Origin of the sequence: Vibrio glycogenivorans (assembly GCF_051660965.1) — a bacterium.
In the GTDB taxonomy this organism is placed as follows: Bacteria; Pseudomonadota; Gammaproteobacteria; order Enterobacterales; family Vibrionaceae; genus Vibrio.
This window is the reverse complement of sequence record NZ_JBPVIS010000006.1, coordinates 350687-373626: the sequence shown is the minus strand read 5'-3', so window position 1 is coordinate 373626 and position 22940 is coordinate 350687. Positions and strand designations below refer to the sequence as shown.

At 48.7% G+C, this 22940-nt stretch carries 18 protein-coding genes; 12 read left to right on the top strand and 6 right to left on the bottom strand.

The window, feature by feature from the left end:
• Positions 1–131: 131 nt before the first annotated feature.
• From prc to ACSTTG_RS14315, 3 genes are all read right to left on the bottom strand, one after another.
• Positions 132–2126, bottom strand: a complete 1995-nt coding sequence (gene prc, locus ACSTTG_RS14325; protein WP_438475312.1) for a carboxy terminal-processing peptidase — start codon at positions 2124–2126, stop codon at positions 132–134.
• Between the two features lie 17 nt (positions 2127–2143).
• Positions 2144–2764, bottom strand: a complete 621-nt coding sequence (proQ, locus tag ACSTTG_RS14320; protein WP_438459372.1) for an RNA chaperone ProQ — start codon at positions 2762–2764, stop codon at positions 2144–2146.
• Between the two features lie 98 nt (positions 2765–2862).
• Positions 2863–3336: a GAF domain-containing protein gene (locus ACSTTG_RS14315; protein WP_438459373.1), complete on the bottom strand. Its 474-nt coding sequence runs from the start codon at positions 3334–3336 to the stop codon at positions 2863–2865.
• A gap of 476 nt (positions 3337–3812) precedes the next feature.
• Between ACSTTG_RS14315 and ACSTTG_RS14310 the strand changes: the two genes are divergently transcribed.
• From ACSTTG_RS14310 to rsmF, 3 genes are all read left to right on the top strand, one after another.
• Complete coding sequence (locus tag ACSTTG_RS14310) at positions 3813–5081, top strand: PqiA/YebS family transporter subunit (protein WP_438475311.1); 1269 nt, start codon at positions 3813–3815, stop codon at positions 5079–5081.
• Between the two features lie 103 nt (positions 5082–5184).
• Complete coding sequence (locus ACSTTG_RS14305) at positions 5185–7818, top strand: PqiB family protein (protein WP_438475310.1); 2634 nt, start codon at positions 5185–5187, stop codon at positions 7816–7818.
• 171 nt (positions 7819–7989) lie between these two features.
• Complete coding sequence (gene rsmF, locus ACSTTG_RS14300) at positions 7990–9411, top strand: 16S rRNA (cytosine(1407)-C(5))-methyltransferase RsmF (protein WP_438475309.1); 1422 nt, start codon at positions 7990–7992, stop codon at positions 9409–9411.
• Between the two features lie 347 nt (positions 9412–9758).
• On the opposite strand, the gene ACSTTG_RS14295 is transcribed toward rsmF, so the two are convergent.
• Positions 9759–10598 carry a CvfB family protein gene (locus tag ACSTTG_RS14295; RefSeq protein WP_438475308.1) on the bottom strand — a complete coding sequence of 280 codons (840 nt, stop codon included), beginning with the start codon at positions 10596–10598 and terminating at the stop codon, positions 9759–9761.
• Between the two features lie 250 nt (positions 10599–10848).
• Here ACSTTG_RS14295 and ACSTTG_RS14290 point away from each other — a divergent pair, with 250 nt between their 5' ends.
• Positions 10849–12234: a hypothetical protein gene (locus ACSTTG_RS14290; protein WP_438475307.1), complete on the top strand. Its 1386-nt coding sequence runs from the start codon at positions 10849–10851 to the stop codon at positions 12232–12234.
• Between the two features lie 292 nt (positions 12235–12526).
• On the opposite strand, the gene ACSTTG_RS14285 is transcribed toward ACSTTG_RS14290, so the two are convergent.
• Positions 12527–13357: a putative PEP-binding protein gene (locus ACSTTG_RS14285; RefSeq protein WP_438475306.1), complete on the bottom strand. Its 831-nt coding sequence runs from the start codon at positions 13355–13357 to the stop codon at positions 12527–12529.
• Between the two features lie 487 nt (positions 13358–13844).
• Here ACSTTG_RS14285 and ACSTTG_RS14280 point away from each other — a divergent pair, with 487 nt between their 5' ends.
• The 3 genes from ACSTTG_RS14280 to ACSTTG_RS14270 all read left to right on the top strand — a co-directional run bounded on the left by ACSTTG_RS14280 (position 13845) and on the right by ACSTTG_RS14270 (position 16303).
• Positions 13845–14906, top strand: coding sequence for a 3-deoxy-7-phosphoheptulonate synthase (locus ACSTTG_RS14280; protein WP_438459380.1), 1062 nt, complete (start codon positions 13845–13847; stop codon positions 14904–14906).
• A 9-nt stretch (positions 14907–14915) separates the two neighbouring features.
• Positions 14916–15398: a YajQ family cyclic di-GMP-binding protein gene (locus ACSTTG_RS14275; protein ID WP_438475305.1), complete on the top strand. Its 483-nt coding sequence runs from the start codon at positions 14916–14918 to the stop codon at positions 15396–15398.
• 407 nt (positions 15399–15805) lie between these two features.
• Entirely contained in the window at positions 15806–16303 is a 498-nt protein-coding gene (locus ACSTTG_RS14270) for a fasciclin domain-containing protein (protein ID WP_438459382.1), read from the top strand.
• 58 nt (positions 16304–16361) lie between these two features.
• On the opposite strand, the gene ACSTTG_RS14265 is transcribed toward ACSTTG_RS14270, so the two are convergent.
• Positions 16362–17291 carry a precorrin-2 dehydrogenase/sirohydrochlorin ferrochelatase family protein gene (locus ACSTTG_RS14265; protein WP_438475304.1) on the bottom strand — a complete coding sequence of 310 codons (930 nt, stop codon included), beginning with the start codon at positions 17289–17291 and terminating at the stop codon, positions 16362–16364.
• A 458-nt stretch (positions 17292–17749) separates the two neighbouring features.
• Between ACSTTG_RS14265 and ACSTTG_RS14260 the strand changes: the two genes are divergently transcribed.
• The 5 genes from ACSTTG_RS14260 to ACSTTG_RS14240 all read left to right on the top strand — a co-directional run bounded on the left by ACSTTG_RS14260 (position 17750) and on the right by ACSTTG_RS14240 (position 22932).
• Positions 17750–18778: an amino acid ABC transporter substrate-binding protein gene (locus tag ACSTTG_RS14260; RefSeq protein WP_438475303.1), complete on the top strand. Its 1029-nt coding sequence runs from the start codon at positions 17750–17752 to the stop codon at positions 18776–18778.
• A 128-nt stretch (positions 18779–18906) separates the two neighbouring features.
• Entirely contained in the window at positions 18907–20118 is a 1212-nt protein-coding gene (locus tag ACSTTG_RS14255; protein WP_438475302.1) for an amino acid ABC transporter permease, read from the top strand.
• Positions 20119–20135: 17 nt separating this feature from the next.
• Positions 20136–21233, top strand: a complete 1098-nt coding sequence (locus ACSTTG_RS14250; protein WP_438475301.1) for an amino acid ABC transporter permease — start codon at positions 20136–20138, stop codon at positions 21231–21233.
• Between the two features lie 20 nt (positions 21234–21253).
• Positions 21254–22000: an amino acid ABC transporter ATP-binding protein gene (locus tag ACSTTG_RS14245; protein WP_438475300.1), complete on the top strand. Its 747-nt coding sequence runs from the start codon at positions 21254–21256 to the stop codon at positions 21998–22000.
• A gap of 269 nt (positions 22001–22269) precedes the next feature.
• Positions 22270–22932 (top strand): Bax inhibitor-1/YccA family protein, encoded by a 663-nt coding sequence (locus ACSTTG_RS14240; protein WP_438475299.1) that lies wholly within the window; start codon positions 22270–22272, stop codon positions 22930–22932.
• Positions 22933–22940: the final 8 nt, after the last annotated feature.

Sequence of the window (22940 nt, the reverse complement as noted above, 5' to 3'; positions counted from 1 at the left end):
TAGAAGTAGATATGAAATTATGCGAAATATTCGATCTAGTTCACAGTTGTTATATTTGAGAAATCAAAAAGAAAAGCGAGCTCACAAATGAGCTCGCTTGGTTCTTGTCAGGATAATCACGCTATGAATGGCTAGCCAATCATGTCAACCATAATGGCGACTGTTTCATCCAAGTAAGGATCTGGCGCTTCATAATCATTTGGCACATCGTCTAATGACTTAAACGGCTCCAAACCTTGACTGGTTTGACGCTGATTAATGCGCTCCAAACGACGCTGCTCGTTTCTCTCTGACTCAGCTTTACGTGTCGCTTCATTCAAAGAGAGTGCATTATCATCTTTTTCCAATTTGTAACGCTCAATATCCTCAAGGATAAAACCAAACTCCATATCGGTTGATACACGCTTGATATGCTTGTTGGTCAATTTCGCGATCTGAGGAGACTTGTCTTTCAACACCGAGTATTTCGCCGGCTGGATCTGATCCCAAGGCAGCGCGTTATCCTCTACACTCTCACCCGTTTCATCGGCATCAATAGCGGTTGGATAAGCAATATCCGGCACTACACCTTTATTTTGTGTACTGCCACCGTTGATACGGTAAAACTTCTGAATTGTGTATTGGACGTAACCCAACTCTTTGTCAAAAATATCATAGATATGATTGAGCGAGCGGTGCTGCTGAACCGTGCCTTTACCAAACGAGTTCTCACCAACGATGATAGCGCGACCATAGTCTTGCAGTGCGGCAGCGAAAATTTCTGATGCCGAAGCACTATAACGGTTAATTAAAACTGTTAACGGTCCGGTGTAAGAAATATCTCCATCTGTGTCCGCATTCACATTGACTCGATTGTAACCGTCACGGACTTGCACCACAGGACCGCTTTCAATAAACAGGCCCGTCAGCGCCGTCGCTTCGGTGAGTGCACCACCGCCATTGTTGCGCAGGTCAACTACGATGCCATCCACATTCTGCTGTCGCAGCTCGGTGATCAGCTTGTCGGTATCTTGCGCCAAACCAACGTAAAAACTTGGCACATTAAGCACACCAATCTTCTTACCCGCTTTCTCGATCACCTCAGATTTGACCGCACGGTCTTCAAGGCGGATCTTATCGCGGACAATAGTGACAACGTGACTTTTTGCATCTTTACCTTCTGGCAAGATCTGCAGGTTAACCTTAGTCCCCTTAGGTCCTTTGATTAACTGCACCACATCATCAAGACGCCAACCAATCACATCAACGATATCTTTGCCATCTTGGCCGACACCAATAATGCGATCCCCCTCAGATAGCTGCTTGCTACTTGAGGCTGGACCCCCTGCCACCAGTGAACGGATCACGGTGTAGTCATCGGTCATTTGCAACACCGCACCAATCCCTTCAAGAGACAGATTCATCTCAGATTGGAATTGCTCAGCACTGCGTGGTGAAAGATAGCTGGTGTGAGGATCAACTTCGCGAGCAAACGCATTCATGTAGAGCTGGAAAACATCTTCACTTTTGGTTTGCGACAGACGTTTGATAGCGTTGTTATAACGCTTGCCCAACATCTCGCTGATCTCAGGCCACTCTTTACCGGTGAGCTTGAGGTTAAGCGCATCATATTTAACCCGCTTACGCCACAACTCATCCAGTTCAGCATCGTCTTTTGGCCAGTCCGCCTCAGAGCGATCAACTAAAATCGTCTCGTCGGTGTCAAACTTGATCTCTTCATCCAGCAGGGTAAGCGCATAATTCAATCGCTCGTAACGTTTTTCCATCGAAAGATTGTAAACGTCAAAAGCCACCTGGCTGCTACCAGATTTAAGCTGTTGGTCAAGGTCACGCGCTGACTGATAGAAACCGTCAATATCTTTTTGGGTAAAGATGTTGCGGTTGTAGTCGAGCATTCCTAAGTAGCGATCAAATATCGCTTGGGAAAACTCATCATCGAGGGTGAAGTGCTTATAGTGCGAGCGAGTAAAGCGCTTGGTGATCCGCTTACTGGCTGTCGCATGTTGCGCCTCAGGGTTGAGAGACGGTAGGTCGTCCTTAGAAATGTCGGCATCGAGAGCCAACGCGGGAGTTGCTGCTAGCCAAAGGCTAGCAGCAATAATTGTCACTTTAGAACGGCATTTCATGCTTAGGAGGATCTCCTTTAAGCGCGCAAGTGCTCCGCTTTCACGACCATTTGAAGGCCGTTTGCCAGTTGAACTCGCACATCTTCCTTATTGATTTCAACAATGGTCGCACCCATGTTGCCTTTACCCATGTTTACGTTCACCTGTTTACCGATGATCATCTCATCAGCGTTCAGTGGACGAGTCTCAACAGGTTGAGGCTTGTTCGCTTTAGCCGGGTTACGACGTGGTTTCGGCTTGTTCGCTTTTGGCTTGTTTGCCTTTGCTTCTTGCTTAGCCTTTTGAGCTTGCTCTTTACGACGTGCATTCACACGAGCTTTGCTCTCTGCCAGTGTTGTCTTAGCGTGTTCAACGTGCTCATCTTCTAGAACACCACACTCGTTGCCATCAAGGTCAACACGAACAGCACCAGGTTTAACACCATGTAGGTAACGCCAAGATGAAGTGTACTGACGCAGTGCAGCACGTAGTTGTGTTTTACTTACTTTCTCGTCTTCTGCTAGACGTTCAGCAAGATCTTGAAAGATACCAATTTTTAATGGCTTTGCTTCACCTTCTAAAGTAAAGCACTTTGGGAAACATTCAGCAATATACGCGATAACTTCTTTGCTGTTTTTTAGCTTTTCAGTGTTTTCCATGAAAATTCCTGGTTCGTGCGGCCTGCCCGCGAGCGTTACATAAATATTGTTGGCTATTATAGAGACCTAAAAGCGAAAAACCACTGCCTAGAGCGAATTTATCGGTCAATAGCATGTGAATTAAGCAACTGTTCTACTTCCTGCATCAAAAATGTCAGTCCTTGTTGGTCAGTTTCGCTAAATCGACCAATTAATGGACTATCGATATCCAGCACACCCGCCACTTTGCCATCAATCGAGAATGGAATAACGATTTCTGAGTTACTCTCGGCATCACACGCAATGTGTCCCTCGAACTGATGTACGTCATAGACGCGCTGAACACGATTCTCGGCTACAGCCGTGCCACAAACACCTCGTCCAACCGGAATGCGTACGCAAGCTGGCTTGCCTTGGAACGGTCCTAGCACCAGTTGGTCCTCTTCCATCAAATAAAAGCCAACCCAATTAATGTCAGCAAGCTCCATGTTGAGCAGTGCCGATAGGTTCGACAAATTGGCAACTAAACTGGGTTCAGACTCTAACAAAGCAGCGGCTTGTTTGGTAAGTCGCTGGTATTGTTCTAAATTCATTTATACTTCCTTTGATAGTCAAGGGGGATAGACTATCTATTTTTTACTTAATATGACGCAGAGAAAGACCTTAGACTGGTCCAGCTGCAGCGACATGGCTTTCAATCCGATTACTTTTAGCCACTCTGGTCAAAGAACACAAGCGAAAATTCATAAAAAAGTGTTAATTTCCGACAACATATTCGCGTTTTTTGCAGCTCTTCTCAGTGTGAAAACGTCGCTCTTGATGTTAGCACCAAGACAAGGTTGGGTATTTGCCCACAAAAAACAGCACTTACTAAACAACAAGCTGTTCTTTTTATTGACACTTTAAGACATAATCTATGCTTTTCAAGACAGACAAAGTCTCGGATGAGCCGACACTCGATCTCTATGGATTGCGCTATGCGAATCGCGTTGGGCGCGACGAAGACGATTCATAATTCAACTTTTGATGATTAAAACCCTGCACCGTCAACTATGGAACTATCAGTCTGATGAGCCAAACGTTAGAGCCAGAACAGCAACAATCGCTTAAGACCAAGCTTTGTCAAGGCTGCGATCTGCACATCGCCAGTGTTGAGGTCAGCGCAGGTCGTAGCGCTTATTGTCCCCGTTGTGGTACCCAGCTCTACCGCGGAGGCAGTCCTTCTCTTAACGGTAATTTAGCCATTGCGATAACCTGTTTGTTGCTGTTTATCCCCTCACACTTTTTTGACTTTATCTCGATTCGCCTGTTTGGCGTGATGATTCCCGCCACCCTACCAAGCGGCATTTTTACTCTATTCGAAGAAGGGTTTGTTTCACTCGCAGTCCTGGTCTTTTTCTGCAGCTCTATCGCCCCCTTAATCATGTGCCTGTCGGTGGTCCTTACCCATATCGGGTTAACGTATCGCTCATTTAACACGGTCAAGTATTCTCTGTGGTGTATCCACCATCTTAAGCACTGGGTAATGATTGACGTTTTCTTGGTCAGCGTTGCCATCTCCTGCTTTAAACTGCAAGACTATTCCGATATCTATGTTAAGCCTGGTTTAATTGGCTTGATTGCGCTGCAGATATTTACCGTGATGTTGTTGTGCCGTGTGAGTATCCGCCGATACTGGGAAGCTTGGTGTAATGAATCAAGCTATGACTTCGCAGATGAATCGTTACATTGTCACTCCTGTCACCTCTCACAGCCGGATAACCCAGAGCACCGCTGCGTGCGCTGCCACGCAGGCCTTGAAAAGCGCAAAGCCAACTCTCTACAGAAAACCTGGGCCTACCTGATTGCCGCCAGTATCGCAGTCTTGCCTGCGAACCTGTTGCCGATTTCCATTTTGATCACCAATGGCGAGCGCCTGGAAGACACCATTTTTTCAGGCGTTGCCTCACTGGTGGTCAATGATATGCCTTTTATCGCTGCGATTATCTTTATCGCCAGTATCGTGGTGCCCGTCGGTAAGATCATGGGGCTTGCTTATCTGCTGATCACGATTCACCTCAAGCATCGCAAACCTCAGTGTCCACGCTCTCAGCGTCACAGAATGAAATTATTCTTCTTTGTCAGTTGGATAGGCAAGTGGTCAATGATGGATCTGTTCGTTATTTCTATTATGATGACCTTAGTGGACCGCGGACAAATCCTCGACTTCACACCAGGCTTTGGCGCAATCGCATTTGCGGCTGTCGTCGTCCTGACCATGCTGGCGGCAGAGAATCTTGACCCTCGCCTGCTTTGGTCTGATAACCGAGATCCCGAGCCGGTAGAGCAACACAATTAACAACAATAAGAGTTTTGTCTGTCGTTTTTAAATGGTCTTTAAAAGCCAGGTCGACAGAAGAAAAGCTCAATAATAACTGAGTCAGTCAACTAAGAGTAAAGGAATGAGTAAACAACAATCGACACCCACTGCCTACCAACCCGAAGTGAGGAAAAACCGCGGGATCTCGCCATTGTGGCTGCTGCCGATTTTGACTTTAGTCCTTGCAGGTTGGCTGGTATTCAAGGCCGTGCATGATGCAGGTCAGCGCATACAGGTCCAATTTTCTGATGCACAAGGATTGGTTGCCGGGCGAACAATGGTGCGTTATCAAGGTCTTGAGGTCGGTGTTGTGCGCGACATTAACCTATCAGATGACCTAGAAACCATTTATGCGGACGTCGATATTTACCCGCAAGCGGCGAAACTTCTCACCGACACTACCCGCTTTTGGCTAGTTAAGCCTCAAGCAAGCTTATCAGGGATCTCCGGCTTAGATGCGCTAGTATCCGGCAACTATATCGCTATTCAACCTGGCGAGGCCGGCGGTGAACCTCAAACCACGTTCCGCGCCCTCGATATCCCCCCGACCGATCAAGGGGCTCACGAGGGACTAAACATTGTTCTTAAAGCCCGTGACCTAGGGGGTATCTCAGTTGGCTCACAAATTGTCTACCGCAAGATCCCAATTGGTGAGGTGTACAACTTTCATCTCGATGAGAGCACTAAAAACGTCATGATCAATGCGAGTATTAATCCCGAGTATCGCAATATCATCACCGATCAGAGCCGTTTCTGGAATGTTTCTGGAATCGGGGCAAGTATTGGTTTTGAGGGTGTGGATATGCGACTGGAAAGCGTCAGTGCTCTGATCAATGGCGCTATCGCGGTTGACTCCCCCGATGGCGGACAAGCGGTAGAGAACAATCGAGAGTTTCGTTTATATAAAGATGTCAAAACCGCTGGTCGTGGTATCCCGATCCAAATCACCTTGCCTGACGATCATAATATTTCTCCCAATGGAACCAACATTCTCTATCGTGGTATCGAAGTGGGTCAGATCACCAATGTTGAACTCAGTCGCGATCGAGCACAGATTATCGCGCGAGCCGCTATCCAACCTGTTTTCGTTGATATGCTCACTGATCAAACCCAGTTCGTTCTGCAAGAAGCCAAGCTATCGCTATCTGGGGTGGAAAACCTCAGCAACCTAGTCACCGGTAACTTTCTTACCATCGAACCGCAAGCTGGTGAGCGCGCACGCAAGTTCGTTGCCCTGCGCCAAGATGAGTTTAACCGCCAGCGCAGCGATGCCCTAACAGTGACCTTGACCGCCGAGGATGCGTACGGGCTTGAAGCCGGGGCGGCGGTAAACTATCGAGGGATAAAGGTTGGCAGTATTACAGACATCCGCTTAGCCAAAAATTCGGTCAAGTTTGAGCTGTTGATCGATGCTCAGCATGCCAATTTGATCCGCTCAGATAATCGCTTTTTTATTGCCGGCACCGCCAGTGTCCAGTTTGATGAGCAAGGTCTCGATGTCCACATCCCACCGGCAAAACAGTTGCTGGAAGGCAGCATCAGCTTCAGTAGTGAAGGTAGCGCTGCAGCGCGTTCGGACTATACGCTGTATAAGAGCCAATCCCACTCTGAGTTAGCCAAGCATAATCAATCAGGCGCACAAACCATTACCTTGTTTGCAGAGACCCTTCCCTCTATTTCTATCGGTGCTCCGCTGCTGTATCGCAATATCGAAGTCGGTAGTGTGAAGGACTTTTCTCTGTCTAGTAATGGCGTCGATATCAAAGTCAGTATCGATAAGCGCTATCGCTACCTGATTGAAAAAGATACTGTGTTTTGGAATCGCTCCGGAGTTGTGATTGATGCAAGTCTCGCTGGTGTTAAAGTCAATGCCGCGCCGCTAAAATCATTGATTAGCGGTGGCATCGCCTTTGACCGTGTACCGGGGATCAGCAACAAGGTCGACCAACACTGGAAACTGTACAACAGCTATGATGAAGCGAAGAACTACGGCCAACGCATCACCCTTCAGGGCTCGCAGTTTCATGAGCTAAGTATCGGCAGCAAGGTGCATTATGGTGCGGTGAATGTGGGTGAGATCATCGACGTCACGCCAAACTTTAACGATGGCACCTTTACCTTTGGCGCTCGAATTTACTCGCAATACGTTGATGACATTGCCCGCAGCGACAGCCAATTTTATATCGCTCCGCTCGAGGTCAGTCTGGCCGGGGTGAGAAACCTGCGTTCAGCGCTCAGCCCTCAAGTGTCGGTTATTCCTGGAAGTGGAACGGTGCAAACCGACTTTGAACTACAAAACAATGTCATCGAGCGCTACGATTTTATATTAACTTTGCAAAGCGAAAAGCGCGGCTCCGTTCAAGTCGGCACCCCAATCACCTACCGAGATATGCACGTTGGCAGCGTGATTGGTGTCTCTCTGGGGGAGTTTGCCGATCGCGTGATCACCACCATCACCATAGACCCCGAATACCGCTACCTAGTGCGCAGCAACAGCCTATTTTGGAACATGTCCGGATTGGACGTCTCCATCGGCCTCACTGGCGCCAAGGTCCGCTCAGGCACACTAGACAGTATCGTCAAAGGGGGCATCGCCTTCGCCACACCACCACAAGGCACCCTACAACCATCGGCTCGCTCAGGAGAAACCTACTTTCTCCACGACGAAGCCAAACCAGAATGGTCACAGTGGCGCACTGCGATACCAAAACCTTAAACACAGGGTGCGAGGGGCGAGGACGCTTCGCTTCGAGTAGCGAGTATTTTCCCCCCTCGCACCTCGTAGGGCGGTAGCCCGTACCCGCTCCCCGCCCCCTGTATCTTTGCTCGCCTCTCGTCTCTGACTTCTGATATAATCGCCGTTTTCCCCCATTCTTTGAGATCTCCCGTGCATCCAAACGTCTATCTTCCATCTGAATTTCTCCAGCATATTGAGTCGATTTTGCCCAAAGGCGAGAGCTTGCAAGACTTTATTGCTGCATGCCAACGTCCACTGAGAAAAAGTATTCGCATCAACACATTAAAAGTGAGTATTGAGCAGTTTCAATCGGTGGCTGAGGCTAATGGCTGGGCGTTGACGCCGGTTCCTTGGTGTGAGGAAGGTTTTTGGATTGATGCCGATGAGTCACAGGTGCCGCTGGGCAATACCGCTGAGCATATGGCGGGCTGGTTCTATATCCAGGAAGCCAGCTCGATGCTACCGCCCGTTGCGCTTTATCACCAAAATAGTGCGGGCTATGAGCGTGTGCTCGATATGGCGGCAGCGCCTGGGTCAAAAACCACTCAACTGGCTGCGTTGATGGATAACCAAGGCTTACTCGTGGCTAACGAGTACTCTTCAAGCCGGGTCAAAGTGCTCCATGCCAACATTGAGCGCTGCGGCGTGCGCAATGCCACTTTAAGTAATTACGATGGCCAAGTATTTGGTGGATGGCTACCAGAGACCTTTGATGCCGTACTCATTGATGCGCCCTGCGGTGGTGAAGGCACAGTGCGTAAAGATGAAGACGCCTTAAAAAACTGGAGCATGGCCTCGATACACGCCATCTCAGACACGCAAAAGCAGCTTATCGAGAGCGCGTTTCACGCGCTTAAACCTGGCGGCGAACTGGTCTACTCGACCTGCACGTTAAGCCATGAGGAAAACCAGCAAGTTTGTCAGCACCTACTGGATACTTTTGGTGACAGCGTCACTACCCTCACCCTTGAAACGCTCTTCCCGGGGGCAGAAAAAGTGCTGACTGAGGAAGGCTACCTGCATGTATTCCCGCAAGTTTATGACAGTGAAGGCTTCTTTATTGCCAAGTTTAAAAAACTGGCGAGCGTCACGCCGCCAAAGGTAAAAAAGCGTCTCGGCAAATTCCCCTTTGCGCCGATCGCTGCCAAGCAAGCGAGTGATATCGAGCAGCACCTTAAAGAAAGTCTTGGCATCACACTGCCTGCCGATACGCAGCTTTGGCAACGTGATAACGATATCTGGCTATTCCCCCAAACCCTGGCGCCACTTTTGACCGAGTTTAAGTTCTCTCGAATGGGGATTAAGATCGCCGAAGCGCACAAGAAGGGATACCGCTGGACCCACCAAGTCGCTATGGCACTCAATGCCGAGGGTGGTCCAGTGGTCGAGTTAAACCGCGAGGAAGCCCGCGAGTGGTACATGGGACGTGATGTACGCCCTGCTCTATCCGGCCAAAGCGGTGAAACCCTGGTCGCCTACCAAGGCATGATCTTGGGCCTTGGCAAATGGGTCGGCAATCGAATCAAAAACGGCTTACCTCGCGAACTGGTACGCGACAAAAACTTGTTCTAAGCCAAAGGCTCAACCGGTAATTGATAGAATACATGACAAGACGCTACTTTAACCTATTGATTCATATAGAAGAGAGTAGGATTAAGTAGCACTTTCTTGTTATAAACTGGAAGTTTCTCAACTCTGAGCTAGTCTCAATAGTAACTCGTAAGCGTTCTAACCTTAGCGCAGGCTCAGATAAGAGCCCATTCCCCTAAGCCCAAATCAGGATCGGATTCGGGCTTTTTTTTTCAAAAAAAGCAGGTTCGAGGTGCGGGTACGCTTCGCTACGAGGAGCGAGGAAAACACAACGCGTTATAAGCTACTCGCTCCCCGAAGGGCGCAGCCCGTACTCGATACTCGCCCCTTTATTTTTCGGTGAGTCGAATCCCGTCTTTTTCGATGCGGATTAAGCCTTGCTTGTACAGACCGCCAATACTCTTCTTAAACGTGCCTTTACTGGTGCGGAACACATCGAAGATCGCTTCAGGGGTTGACTTGTCGCTTAGGGGTAAGAAACCGTCGCGCTTGGCCAGTTGAGCGAGGATTTTTTCACTTAGGTCGTCCATCTTCTCGACACCAACTTTTTGTAGAGCCAGGTCGATTTTGCCGTCTTGGCGAATGTTTTTGATGAAGCCTTTGAGCTTTTTACCGACAAAAATCTTACCGATTACGTCTGATGGGAATAGCATGCCCCAGTGTTGACCATTGACGATCGCCTTAAAGCCTAAGTCACTGCGCTCGGCAATGATCAAATCGACCTGTTGGTTACGCTGATAATTGGCTGGCGTCTTGTTCAGGAGCTTGTTGAACTTGGTTGTGCCGACAATGCGTCCAGAGGCCTTATCGGTGTAGACATAAACTAAGACACTCTGCCCAGCGCGAAAACGTGTGCGCTGCTCACTAAATGGGATCAGTAGATCTTTGCTTTTAATACCCCAACTGGCAAAGGCGCCAGTGGCATTGATCCCTTCTATTTTCATCAGGCCCCACTCACCTACTTGGGCTATTGGCTGCTCGGTGGTCGCCACAACTTGGCTGTCGGCATCAAAATACAGGAAAGCATCAATACGCTCACCGACCTCGATACCCTCAGGGCATAGTCTGTTAGGTAGCAAGGCGCTGCCGTAATCTCCGGCGTCGAGAAATACACCAAAGTCAGTTTTCTTGGTAACTTCAAGTGAATTGATGCGTCCGATTTGAATCATAATGCTCTCTTTGCGCTTTGTAGAAAAGCGGCTGGTTGATAAGTGAACTCTGGCAACAAAAAGTATTCAGCAGTCGTAGCGATAAGGTTTTGTAAACTTTAGTCGTTTCATTCAAACTATAGTGTGAAACAAGAAGTTTGGCTCTCTCGCAGCTAAATCGTCTTTGCCAGAGGAAATTGGCGCTGATTATACCCAAACTTATCGATTGTTTTAGTCTTAAAGTAAAATATTTTTCTCCTCGAGGTATGATTTGGTCACGGTCGACAAACAAGACGCAATAACTCTAAAACTCTCTCAAGTCCTGCCTGCCAGTAAGCGCAGCCAGCTAGATTGCTACCTATTTGTGCCTGGTGAGCTTGGGCTAGGGCCTGACGTCATCAAAGAAAGCGAGATTTATTTCAGCGCTTTGCAGCAAAAGCGTACCTATTTTAGTGATAAGACACTGCTGCCCTTGGTGCACAGTCGCCTAGCTAAACGAGGCAAGGTCTCTTCTAACCAATACCGAGTGAGTCTTAGCCTTTATGCTTATCAGTACGTTGTCGCTTTAGATAAGTCGATTGCGGACTTGAATGCACTCGCCGATAAAGAGCAGTCAGTCAACGAGGATCACATCGATGAAGTAATTGAGCTTGCGCTCGATATTCTTAAACGCTTACGCCGAGCCGTTCCTTATGAAGAAGAGCTCAAGCGCTACTATGCCAATATTGACAACTATGTCTCTTGGTATACCGAGCAGCGTTTTCTCTCTTTAGTCGCGCATCTACCCCGTGAGGGCGAATACAAAACAATTAAGCAGCGTCTGATCACCATTGCCGAGCGTGAGATTGCCCACCGCAAGCTGCACGATTACAACTCCACCAATGTGCGCAAGTCTGCCACGCGGATGAGTAATAAGATGCGCCTGCTGCGCCGATTGATTGAGTACCCCATTGTGCTTCATGAAGAGCTCACCTCATTAGGAGCAACCGTACAGCGGATTGTGAAAGGTGTGGCGACCGGGTTTGTGATGGTTTTCGTTACCATCACGGCCATCATGGCGCGTGATTATTGGGGAGAGATCACGGCGTCTTTCATTATTGCCATGTCGTTTGTCTATGCACTGCGTGAGATCTTTAAAGATGACCTGCGCGATATTCTCTGGCGTCGGCTGCGCCGAGGACGGCCCAAATGGCGACGTAAGTTCAAAGATCCCTCAACCAAATCATCGGTGGGCCAAAAACTTGAGTGGCTTGAGTTTACCAGCTTAAGTAGATTGCCTGATCGCGTTCAGCAGATCAGGAAAAAGCGCGTTGCCCAGCGCGAGGAGCAGATCCTGCACTATCGCGCCGATGTCGAGATGAGCACCTCGCGTTTTCTTAGCGGGTATGAGCAAACACGAGAAAACCTCTACATTAACCTGCGCTTTATTACTCGCCTAATGGATAAAGGCGCCAACCGAGTTTATCGCTTGCAAAAAGGACAGGTACTACGCGACTCGGTAGAAAAGCGCCACCTACTCAACCTGATCGTACGCGAAATTGATGACCAACAAAATGCGCACTACTACCGCTGGAAGCTAGTCATGAATCGCAGCAAGATTGTCGATATTGAAGAAATACCCGTAAAAGAGCAGGTACGAGGTGCGAGTACGGGCTGAGCCCTCCGGGGTGCGAGGAGTTCAACACATGAGATGTGTTACTCGCTCCCCGAAACGAAGTGTCCTCGAACCTTAATTACAGGTTCGAGGTGCGAGTACGGGCTATACCCTCCGGGGTGCGAGGAGTTCAACACGTGAGAGGTGTTACTCGCTCCTCGAAACGAAGTGTCCTCGAACCTTAATTACAGGTTCGAGGCGCGGGGACGGGCTGTGCCCTCCGGGGTACGAGGAGTTCAAGACGTGAGATGTGTTACTCGCTCCTCGGAACGAAGTGTCCTCGGACCCCGCCCCCTTAAGCGTTAGCGCTAGCTGTCACTACAGCATTTAGGTCTGGTTGTTCGCTTAGTAGTAATTGGTAGGCGCGATTGGTTGCCAGTTGCTCGGTGAGCAATATGGCTGGCTTTTTGAAGGCTTGGGCGGCTTGATAGGCGATGCTTATCAACTGCACTACAGACTCATTGTCTGGTGCGTAGCTGTGTTGGTGGTCTGGGTTGTGCTTGTCGACGCCGAGGGTGAATTGAGTTAGGTCTTCGCTGTCGATGACTAAGCCGTCAAAGTAGTGTAGCAAACGCTCGGCTAGTAGTGCTGATGAAGGGACATTGACTGAGAACAGTACCTTGAGTCCATTCAGTCCGCGCGGCAACCCCTGTTCGGCTAACTTGTCGATGATTCGAGCCGCATCTGCGAGGCTGCGCACAAATGGAACCACGATGGTTACATTGGCAAATTGCTCGCGCAGTGCTTTGATCAGTTCGCACTCAAGCTGGAACCACGCCTGGTAGTCAGCGGCAGCATAACGTGCAACGCCGCGCACGCCCATCAGCGGGTTAGCCTCTTTTGCTGCCGATTCTTCGTTGGCTGCGATGATTTGCTCGCTGGTCAGTTTATCCAGACTCACACGCAGCACGTCCTCTTTAGCGGCCACACTCGCAACCTCAGCAATAATGCGCTCAATCAACAAAGATTTGCTCGCCTCGAGTGATTCAGCACTTTGCAGATGCTTGATATTCTCGGCTTGTTGTAGCCAGTCGCCGAGAGAAAAATAGTAGAATGCGCCGGTGCTTGGTTGTGCACTAGGAAGGAACTGCCCTTCTTGCTGGGCTGATACGATTGATTGCTCCATGCTATCCCTTTGGTACTTTTTATAGTTTTTTCATAGTATTTACAGACCTTACCGAGTGCGCCACGGGAATACAAGGGGGCAACCTGCACAGCTCGCACAAAAATCAATCAATCGTGCTGATTTTATTATGTTTATACCCAAGTGACCTCAAGATGCCGTTTCAGCGAGATTTGCTTGGTTTGCAGCCAAGGCGGTCACTTGAAGATTTAGTGGCTCTAAATCGAGAGTGACCAACACAGGCTGCGAGCCAAGCAAACTCGCCCGAAGGGAGCCAATATACCGGCTCATCTCCGCGTCAAATGACTTTGAAAGGGAATGCCATTTCCACAGCCATTTTCCTTGATATGAGCCGGTATATTGGCTCTGAAATCGGCATCTTGAGGTTACTTGGGTATATCACTAAATTGATTTAGTTGTAGTTAAACAGTTTCAACTCTCGCGATTTTTCGCTATCTTTGCACTTTTATAATCATAATTAGGCGATTTTATGCCACTAAAAACTGATGAACTGCGCACTCAGCCGCTTGGGCCTATGCCTACTCCTGCGGAGCTGAGCCAAGCACATCCTCTTACCGAAGATGTGGCTGCGCGAATTGAACTATCACGCCGTCAAATCGAGAAAATCCTAACTGGCGAAGACGACCGTCTTCTGTGCATCGTTGGACCTTGCTCTGTGCATGACACCAAAGCGGCGATTGATTACGCTGAGCGCCTAGCGGCCATCCAAGAGCAGTACAAAGATGAGCTATTCATCGTAATGCGCACCTACTTTGAAAAACCGCGTACCGTTGTCGGTTGGAAAGGTCTAATCACCGATCCAAACCTCGATGGCTCATACGCCCTTGAAGCGGGTCTTAATAAAGCGCGTAAACTGCTCCTTGACATCAACAAGCTTGGCCTGGCTACGGCGACCGAGTTCCTTGATATGATCACCGGTCAATATATTGCTGACCTGATTTCATGGGGCGCGATTGGTGCACGTACCACCGAGTCGCAAATTCACCGTGAAATGGCATCAGCGCTTTCATGCCCGGTTGGCTTTAAAAACGGCACCAATGGTAATGTGAAGATCTCGATCGATGCGATTCGCGCCTCAAAAGCCCAACACTACTTCTACTCGCCAGATAAAAATGGTCGCATGACGGTTTATCGCACCGCGGGTAACCCATACGGTCACGTGATCTTGCGTGGTGGTGATACTGGCCCTAACTTCGACCAAGCCTCAATTGCAGCGGCTTGTGGCAAACTGAAAGAGTTCGACCTTCCAGAGCGTCTAGTGGTTGACTTCAGCCACGCCAACTGTGAAAAGCAGCACCGCAAACAGCTTGATGTCGCAAAAGATATCTGTGAACAGATGGCTGGCGGCAGTCATCAAGTGGCTGGCATCATGGCGGAGAGCTTTATCGAGGAAGGCAATCAGTCGATGGCTGATATCCATAACCTGGAATACGGTAAATCGATCACTGACCCATGCCTGAGCTGGGATCACACGCATCAGATGCTTGATATGCTGTCAGCGGCAGTGAAAGCCCGTCGTAATCACCAATAAGGATAACCCATGCCTTCTTTTGATATTGTTTCTGAAATTGATAGCGTTGAGCTACGTAATGCGATTGATAACTCTAACCGTGAGCTATCGACTCGCTTTGATTTTCGCAATGTACAAGCCAGCTTCGAGATGATCGAAGAAACGGTTAAACTCTCTGCTGAGGGTGACTTCCAGCTTAAGCAAATGCGTGACATGTTACGCGGTAACTTAACCAAGCGTGGCGTTGACGTTAACGCAATGGAAGCACAAACAGCGAGCCAATCTGGCAAGATGTGGAGCCAAACCTGCATCTTCAAGCAAGGCATTGAAACGCCAATCGCGAAGAAGATTGTCAAGCTGGTGAAAGATTCAAAGATCAAGGTCCAGGTTGCTATCCAAGGCGACAAGGTGCGCGTTACTGGCAAGAAACGTGATGACCTTCAAGCGACCATGCAGCTTGTGCGTGAAGGTGAACTGGGACAGCCGTTCCAATTCAATAACTTCCGCGACTAAGTTCAAAAAGCAGCTGAAAGGCTGCTTTTTTATTCCCTTCGGGAAGAGACGAGAGTCGAGATCGCTCTGCTGCGAGAGGCGAGCTTTTAGGGGCGAGGTGCGAGTTTCACTTCGTTCCGAGGTGCGAGGAGTACATCGCGTGAACTAAACTCCCCGCTCCTTTTCCAAAAGCGATAGACGGTCGGCTAGAGGTGATCGTAAATAGCTCTCCTGGCTCTTTTCCAAACAACATTACTTCACACTCTCCTCTTTACTCGTTACAAGCGCTCGATACCCTTTCAAGTTCACCAAACTCCTCGCTCCTCGAAGGGCGAAGCCCGTCCCCGCACCTCGAACCTTAGCAGTTGATCTCAATCAACGCGTCGCGCGTAGTTATTCTCGCTCCCACAGACAAAGGAAACACAATCATGAAATCACTACTCGCAACTGCTTTTGGCTTGATTACCGCTCTACTCTTCTCTGCAGGCGTCGCGGCGCATGAGCATGGAATGAAGAAGATGGATATCGTCGATACGGCGGTGGCTAATGGGTCATTTACCACGCTCGTAACGGCTGTGCAAGCGGCTGATCTGGTCGACACGCTCAAAGGAGAAGGCCCGTTTACAGTGTTTGCGCCGACAGATGAAGCCTTTGCTGCACTGCCTGACGGAACACTTGAAATGCTGTTGCTACCAGAGAACAAGGACAAACTGGTCGCAATTCTGACCTACCATGTCGTCCCAGGTAAAGTCATGGCCGCCGATGTAATGGGGATCGACGAAGCCACTACAGTGCAAGGACAGGCAATCACAGTAACAACTGAAGGTGACAGCGTAATGGTCGACAATGCGACTGTCATTGCAGCCGATGTCAAAGCCAAAAACGGCGTGATTCACGTGATTGATGCGGTGATTCTTCCTCAATAATCGCTAGATAGCGCGAAAAAAAACGACAGCACTGTGCTGTCGTTTTTGTTTTCAGTGATTACTTTCCACACTGACAAACCACACCATTCGAGAGAGCGGCCTTAACCTTTGATAACTCATCAGAACGAACGTAGACACAGAGCTGCAATTCATTATGCCGCTCTGCCTGCAAAATCAACTGCTCGATATCATGGTAGCGTTCGCGCTCAGCATCTCGGCGAGCAATATCCACTAACTCATAATCACAATCACTTGGATACAGCACCAACTCGGCGCGTTGCAGTTGCTGCAATGCACGTAATGTTAGCAGGTCAACCGCTGAGGGTAATTCGATCAGCGTAATACTTGGCTCGCTCTTGGCGTCTTGGCTAAGCAAACGCTGATAGATTTTCTCAAGCTGCGCCTGCTCCGTTGCTTGCACGACCTCACTCTGCTCAAAAAATACCTGCCAGTAATCACGACGTCGATCGACTGATGGCAGTCGTTGCTTAATATCATCACGCTTGCTCGCGGCAAACTTGGCGAGCAAGCCAACGTTTTGCGCCAAGTTCGCCTCAATCATTTGACGAATATTTCGCACTAGCACGGGCGATGCCCCGCCGCTAGAGATCGCTATCTGAATGTCACCCCGCTCAATCATCGACGGAGTAATAAAGTCACAATAGGGCTGATCATCGACCACATTCACCATCAAATTGAGCATTTTAGCGTCATTATAGACTTGATGATTGACTGAATTATCGTCTGTGGTTGCCCAAACCTGAACCAAATTATTGGATAAATATTCACTTTTGTAGTCACTAGCAATCCAATCACACTGCTGACTCTGCACACACTCCTGCAGATAAGGACGCAGTTTTGGGGAGACTATTGTTACGTTAGCCCCAGCTTTCAAGAGCGCCTCAACCTTTCGACAAGCCACTTCTCCACCGCCAACAACCAATACAGGCTTGTTAGTCAATTTCATAAATAGAGGGAAATACTGCATTTTTACTCAAAGTCCTATTTAGTATAAAAATACCCCAAATCATCATTTTGGTGCACATTACATTACAAAAGCATAAATCAAAAAGATTTCGCTCTGAATTTAACCGCCCTTCCAGCCAATACGACTAATTCACAATTATTCGATAACACAAAATGACGCCTGTGAGGTGTGTTCAGAACAAGATCGCAACGCACCATGTTGGTTCAATGTTGCACTATTTACACAGCTCTAACAATTGTCCATTCTAAGTTGCACAGCTTTGGTGAGGCTGCTTCAAAAACCTTTTTATTATTAGCCGTTTGAGAAAACGCAAAACCTTACCTACGCTTAAATGGCTTTGTGCATTGTATGCAACTAAGCGTCACCTGACAAAATACTTAATGCTGAACAATACATTTATTCAGAACATTATTTCAGGCTTGCACCTGAAAAGAACGGAACTAACAGGAAGGATACACATGACTAAGAAACTCTCCTTAATCGCGTCAGCTGTTGTGGCATCAACTGCGCTACTGTCGTCTACTGCTTTTGCAAACGAGACAACACTAGCCAAAGTAACCAAGCAGGGCTTCGTCTCTTGTGGTGTGAGTACCGGTCTACCGGGCTTCTCTAACCCAAACTCGAAAGGTGAATGGGAAGGTATTGACGTTGAGTATTGTCAAGCCGTTGCGGCGGCGGTTCTTGGTGACAAGACGAAAGTGAAGTACGTCCCACTGACAGCGAAAGAGCGCTTTACTGCACTGCAGTCTGGTGAAATCGACGTGCTATCACGTAACACCACATGGACACTGCACCGTGATACTGCACTGGGTCTTAACTTTGTTGGGGTGAACTACTACGATGGTCAAGGCTTTATGGTCAAAAAAGACCTGGGTGTCACCAGTGCAACTGAACTCGACGGCGCTGCGGTATGTGTACAATCTGGTACCACAACCGAGCTCAACCTAGCTGACTACTTCCGAAATCAAGGCATGTCATACAAACCTGTGGTCTTTGATACCGCGGCACAAACTGCAAAAGGCTTTGACGCTGGCCGCTGTGATGCCCTAACAACCGACCAATCAGGTCTCTATGGCCTACGCCTAAACCTATCAGATCCTAGCTCTGCGGTTGTATTACCTGAGATCATTTCTAAAGAGCCGCTAGGCCCTGTAGTTCGTCAAGGTGACGACCAGTGGTTTAACATCGCTAAGTGGACGCTGAGCGCAATGGTAAACGCTGAAGAATACGGCATCACCTCAGCTAACGCCGACGATATGCTTAAGTCAACCGATCCAAACATCAAACGTATCCTAGGTGTTGATGGCCCACAAGGTAAAGGCCTAGGCATTCGTGACGATTGGGGCTATCAAGTGATCAAGCAAGTGGGTAACTACGCTGAAAGCTTTGAGCGCACCGTTGGTATGGACTCTCCGCTTGAGATTTCTCGTGGTGTGAATGCGCTATGGAATCAAGGTGGCTTCATGTACGCGCCACCACTGCGCTAATACGCTTTAATCAATTTGCATAACATCAAGTATGCATAACGCAATGGAAAGTTGGGGTAGCTTGGCTACCCCTTTTAACAAGCGCTTCTGCTCTTGTGATGACAGGAATGGACTGAGGTTATAGCTGTATGAAAACCACACAAGTCGATCGCTCGACGTCCAGTAATGCGTCGAATTCGAAATCAAAGTCGAATCTTCTCTACAACCCCACTTTTCGCTCGGCAGCGTTTCAAATTATCGCTATTGTCGGGCTGATTTTCTTTTTTTACACCATCGTCAACAACGCGCTCACTAACCTTGAAGCGCGTGGTATCGCCACCGGGTTTGACTTTCTGGGCCAAGAGGCCGGATTTGGTATCGGCCTATCTTTGATTGAGTACGATGAAACCTTTTCTTATGGTCGCACCTTTCTCGTCGGCCTACTCAATACCGCACTAGTGTCTGTACTAGGGATTATTCTTGCTACGGTGCTTGGCTTTACCATTGGTATTGCCCGCCTGTCTTCAAACTGGCTTGTTAGTCGCTTGGCTGCGGTTTATATCGAGATTTTCCGCAACCTTCCCCTATTGCTGCAGATCTTCTTTTGGTACTTTGCGGTTCTTCAAGCACTGCCTTCTGCGCGCCAAAGCTTGAGCCTTGGTGAGGCCATTTTCCTCAACGTTCGTGGTCTTTATTTCCCTGCCCCAGTATTTGAGCAAGGCAGCGGCATCGTTTTTGCTGTGTTAATTGCGGGTATCATAGCCACGGCCTTGATTAATGTCTGGGCCAACAACAAGCAAAAGTTAACTGGCCAGCAGACACCAATGGGACGGATTGGACTTGGGCTATGTGTTGTCCTGCCGCTGTTGGTCTATTTTATTATGGGTCAACCGCTAAGCTGGGATCTGCCGGCTCTGCGTGGCTTCAACTTCCAAGGTGGTGTCAGCATCATCCCTGAACTAGCCGCCCTACTGATTGCATTGAGCGTTTACACCGCCTCATTTATCGCGGAGATCGTTCGCTCTGGGATCAACGCGGTCAATCATGGTCAAACCGAAGCGGCGATGTCGCTGGGTCTGCCGCGCTCACGTACCTTGAAGCTGATCGTCATTCCTCAAGCTCTACGGATCATCATTCCACCACTGACCAGCCAATACCTCAACCTAACCAAGAACTCATCGCTCGCGATGGCGATTGGTTATCCCGACTTGGTCTCGGTGTTCGCTGGCACAACCCTAAACCAGACTGGGCAAGCGATCGAGATTATCGCAATGACCATGGCGGTCTACCTAACCCTAAGCCTGGTCACCTCAGCGCTGATGAATATCTATAACCGTAAAGTGGCTCTCGTTGAGAGATAAAGTGGTGGAGAAGTAATATGAAGGTACATCAATTTCAACCCGACCTGCCGCCGCCAGCCAATACGGTGGGACTCGTTGGGTGGCTAAAACGCAATCTATTTAACGGTCCGGTCAACTCCGTAATGACCATAGTACTGGCTTATCTAGCCATCACTATGATCTGGAACGTGTTTGACTGGGCAATCCTTAAGGCTGACTGGGTGGGCGAAACCCGCGATGCCTGTACACGCGACGGCGCCTGCTGGGTGTTTATTAGCGTGCGTTGGCAACAGTTTATGTATGGGTTTTATCCTGATGCTGAGCTGTGGCGCCCTCGCCTGTTCTACGCCACGCTGGCGATTTTCACTGTGTTGCTGGCCTACGAGAAAACGCCAAAACGCACCTGGATATTCCTGTTCTTCGTTAACATCTATCCATTTATCATTGCGGCTCTGCTGTATGGTGGCGTATTTGGCTTGGAAGTCGTCGAAACTCACCGCTGGGGCGGCCTACTGGTCACCTTGATTATCGCCCTGGTCGGTATTGTTGTTTCCTTACCGATTGGCGTGGCGCTCGCGCTCGGTCGCCGCTCAGATATGCCGATTATTCGCAGTATCTGTACCATCTACATTGAGGTGTGGCGTGGCGTACCACTGATCACTGTGCTGTTTATGGCGTCTGTCATGCTACCACTGTTCCTTTCACAAGGCGCTGACACTGACAAACTGCTGCGCGCCCTCATCGGTGTGGTGATGTTCAGTGCGGCCTATATGGCAGAGGTGGTCCGCGGTGGTCTGCAAGCCATCCCGAAAGGACAATATGAGGCGGCCGATGCGCTCGGATTATCCTACTGGAAAAAAACCGGCCTGATCATCTTGCCGCAAGCACTAAAAATCACCATTCCATCGATCGTCAACACCTTTATCGGCCTGTTTAAAGACACCAGTCTGGTGTTGATCATTGGCATGTTTGACGTGCTGGGTATTGGACAAGCGGCCAATACCGACCCCGAGTGGCTCGGCTTTGCCACAGAAAGTTATGTATTTGTTGGGTTAGTGTTCTGGGTATTTTGTTTTGGCATGTCGAGATACTCGATTTGGCTCGAGAACAAACTCCACACCGGTCACAAGCGATAGAATTAAATCAAGGACGTATTATGACACAACAAGAATTAGTGATTGAAATCAATGATATGAACAAGTGGTACGGTGAGTTTCATGTCCTTAAAAATATCAATCTGAAAGTAAAAAAAGGCGAGAAGATCGTTATCTGTGGGCCTTCTGGCTCAGGCAAATCAACCATGATTCGCTGCATCAACCGTCTAGAAGAGCACCAAAAAGGTCAGATTTATGTGTCCGGTAACGAGCTGACCGAAGATCTGAAAAACATCGAAGCCGTGCGTCGTGAAGTGGGTATGTGTTTCCAGCACTTTAACCTCTTCCCTCACCTGACGGTGCTCGAGAACTGCACCTTGGCACCAATCTGGGTGAAAAAGATGCCCAAGGAAGAGGCCGAAGCGATTGCGATGAAATACCTTGAGCGGGTAAAAATCCCTGACCAAGCCGAGAAGTACCCAGGCCAGCTCTCAGGTGGTCAGCAGCAGCGCGTGGCGATTGCTCGCTCGCTGTGTATGAATCCACAAGTGATGCTGTTTGATGAGCCAACGTCAGCGCTCGACCCAGAAATGGTGCGTGAGGTGCTCGATGTTATGGTCGAGCTTGCTGAAGAAGGCATGACCATGCTGTGTGTGACCCATGAAATGGGTTTTGCCAAAGAGGTTGCGGATAGGGTTATCTTTATGGATGCCGGGGAGATCATCGAAGAGAACAACCCCATTGATTTCTTTGAGAACCCACAATCGGATCGAACCCAGAACTTCCTTGCTCAGATTTTGCATCACTAATCTAGCGAGTGAACTCACATCAGGGAGAGGCAATGCCTCTCCCTTTGTGCATTTCACGCTAACAAAACCTTGTATATATCAGGGATTAACAACACAAAATGTTACAACTGAACAAATATCTTCGCGACCAAATCTATTATGATTAAATAGTTGATCCTTAGTGTCGTTTTGATGCTACTAATGAATATCCCTAATGGATTTGGGCTTGATTTTCTTCAGCTTTACCCCCATAAAGGGAATATAACTATCATTCTTTCAAGAGGAAGATTATGAACAACCCAATGTTTAGCCGCACGGCAACACAAGAGAGTGCGCTGCAAACCAACAAGGTCCTGCGCAACACCTACGCCCTACTATCAATGACGCTGCTATGGTCTGCAGTGGTTGCTGCCTTCTCTATGGCAATGAACCTACCTCGCCCAGGTCTTATCCTGATGCTGGTTGGTTTCTACGGCCTGCTTTTCCTAACCGAGAAGAACCGTAACAACAGCATGGGTCTAGTTTTCACATTCCTATTCACTGGCTTCCTAGGCTACACCACAGGTCCAATCCTTAACCTGTACCTTGGCGCTGGCATGGGCGACACCGTTGTCACCGCGCTAGGTGGTACTGCACTAGCCTTTATGGGTGCATCAGCTTACGCCCTAACCACCAAACGCGACCTATCGTTCCTAAACGGCATGCTGATGGCAGGTTTCGTGGTTCTGATTGTGGGTATGATTGCGAGCATCTTCATACAGATGCCGATGCTGCAACTAGCAGTGAGCTCAATGTTCATTCTGTTCTCAGTTGGCGTGATCTTGCTGACAACTCAGTCCATCATCCGCGGTGGTGAAACTAACTACATCTCTGCGACCGTAAGCCTTTATGTGTCTATCTACAACATCTTCATCAGCCTACTAAGCATTCTAGGTATCATGAACGACGACTAATTCGTCTG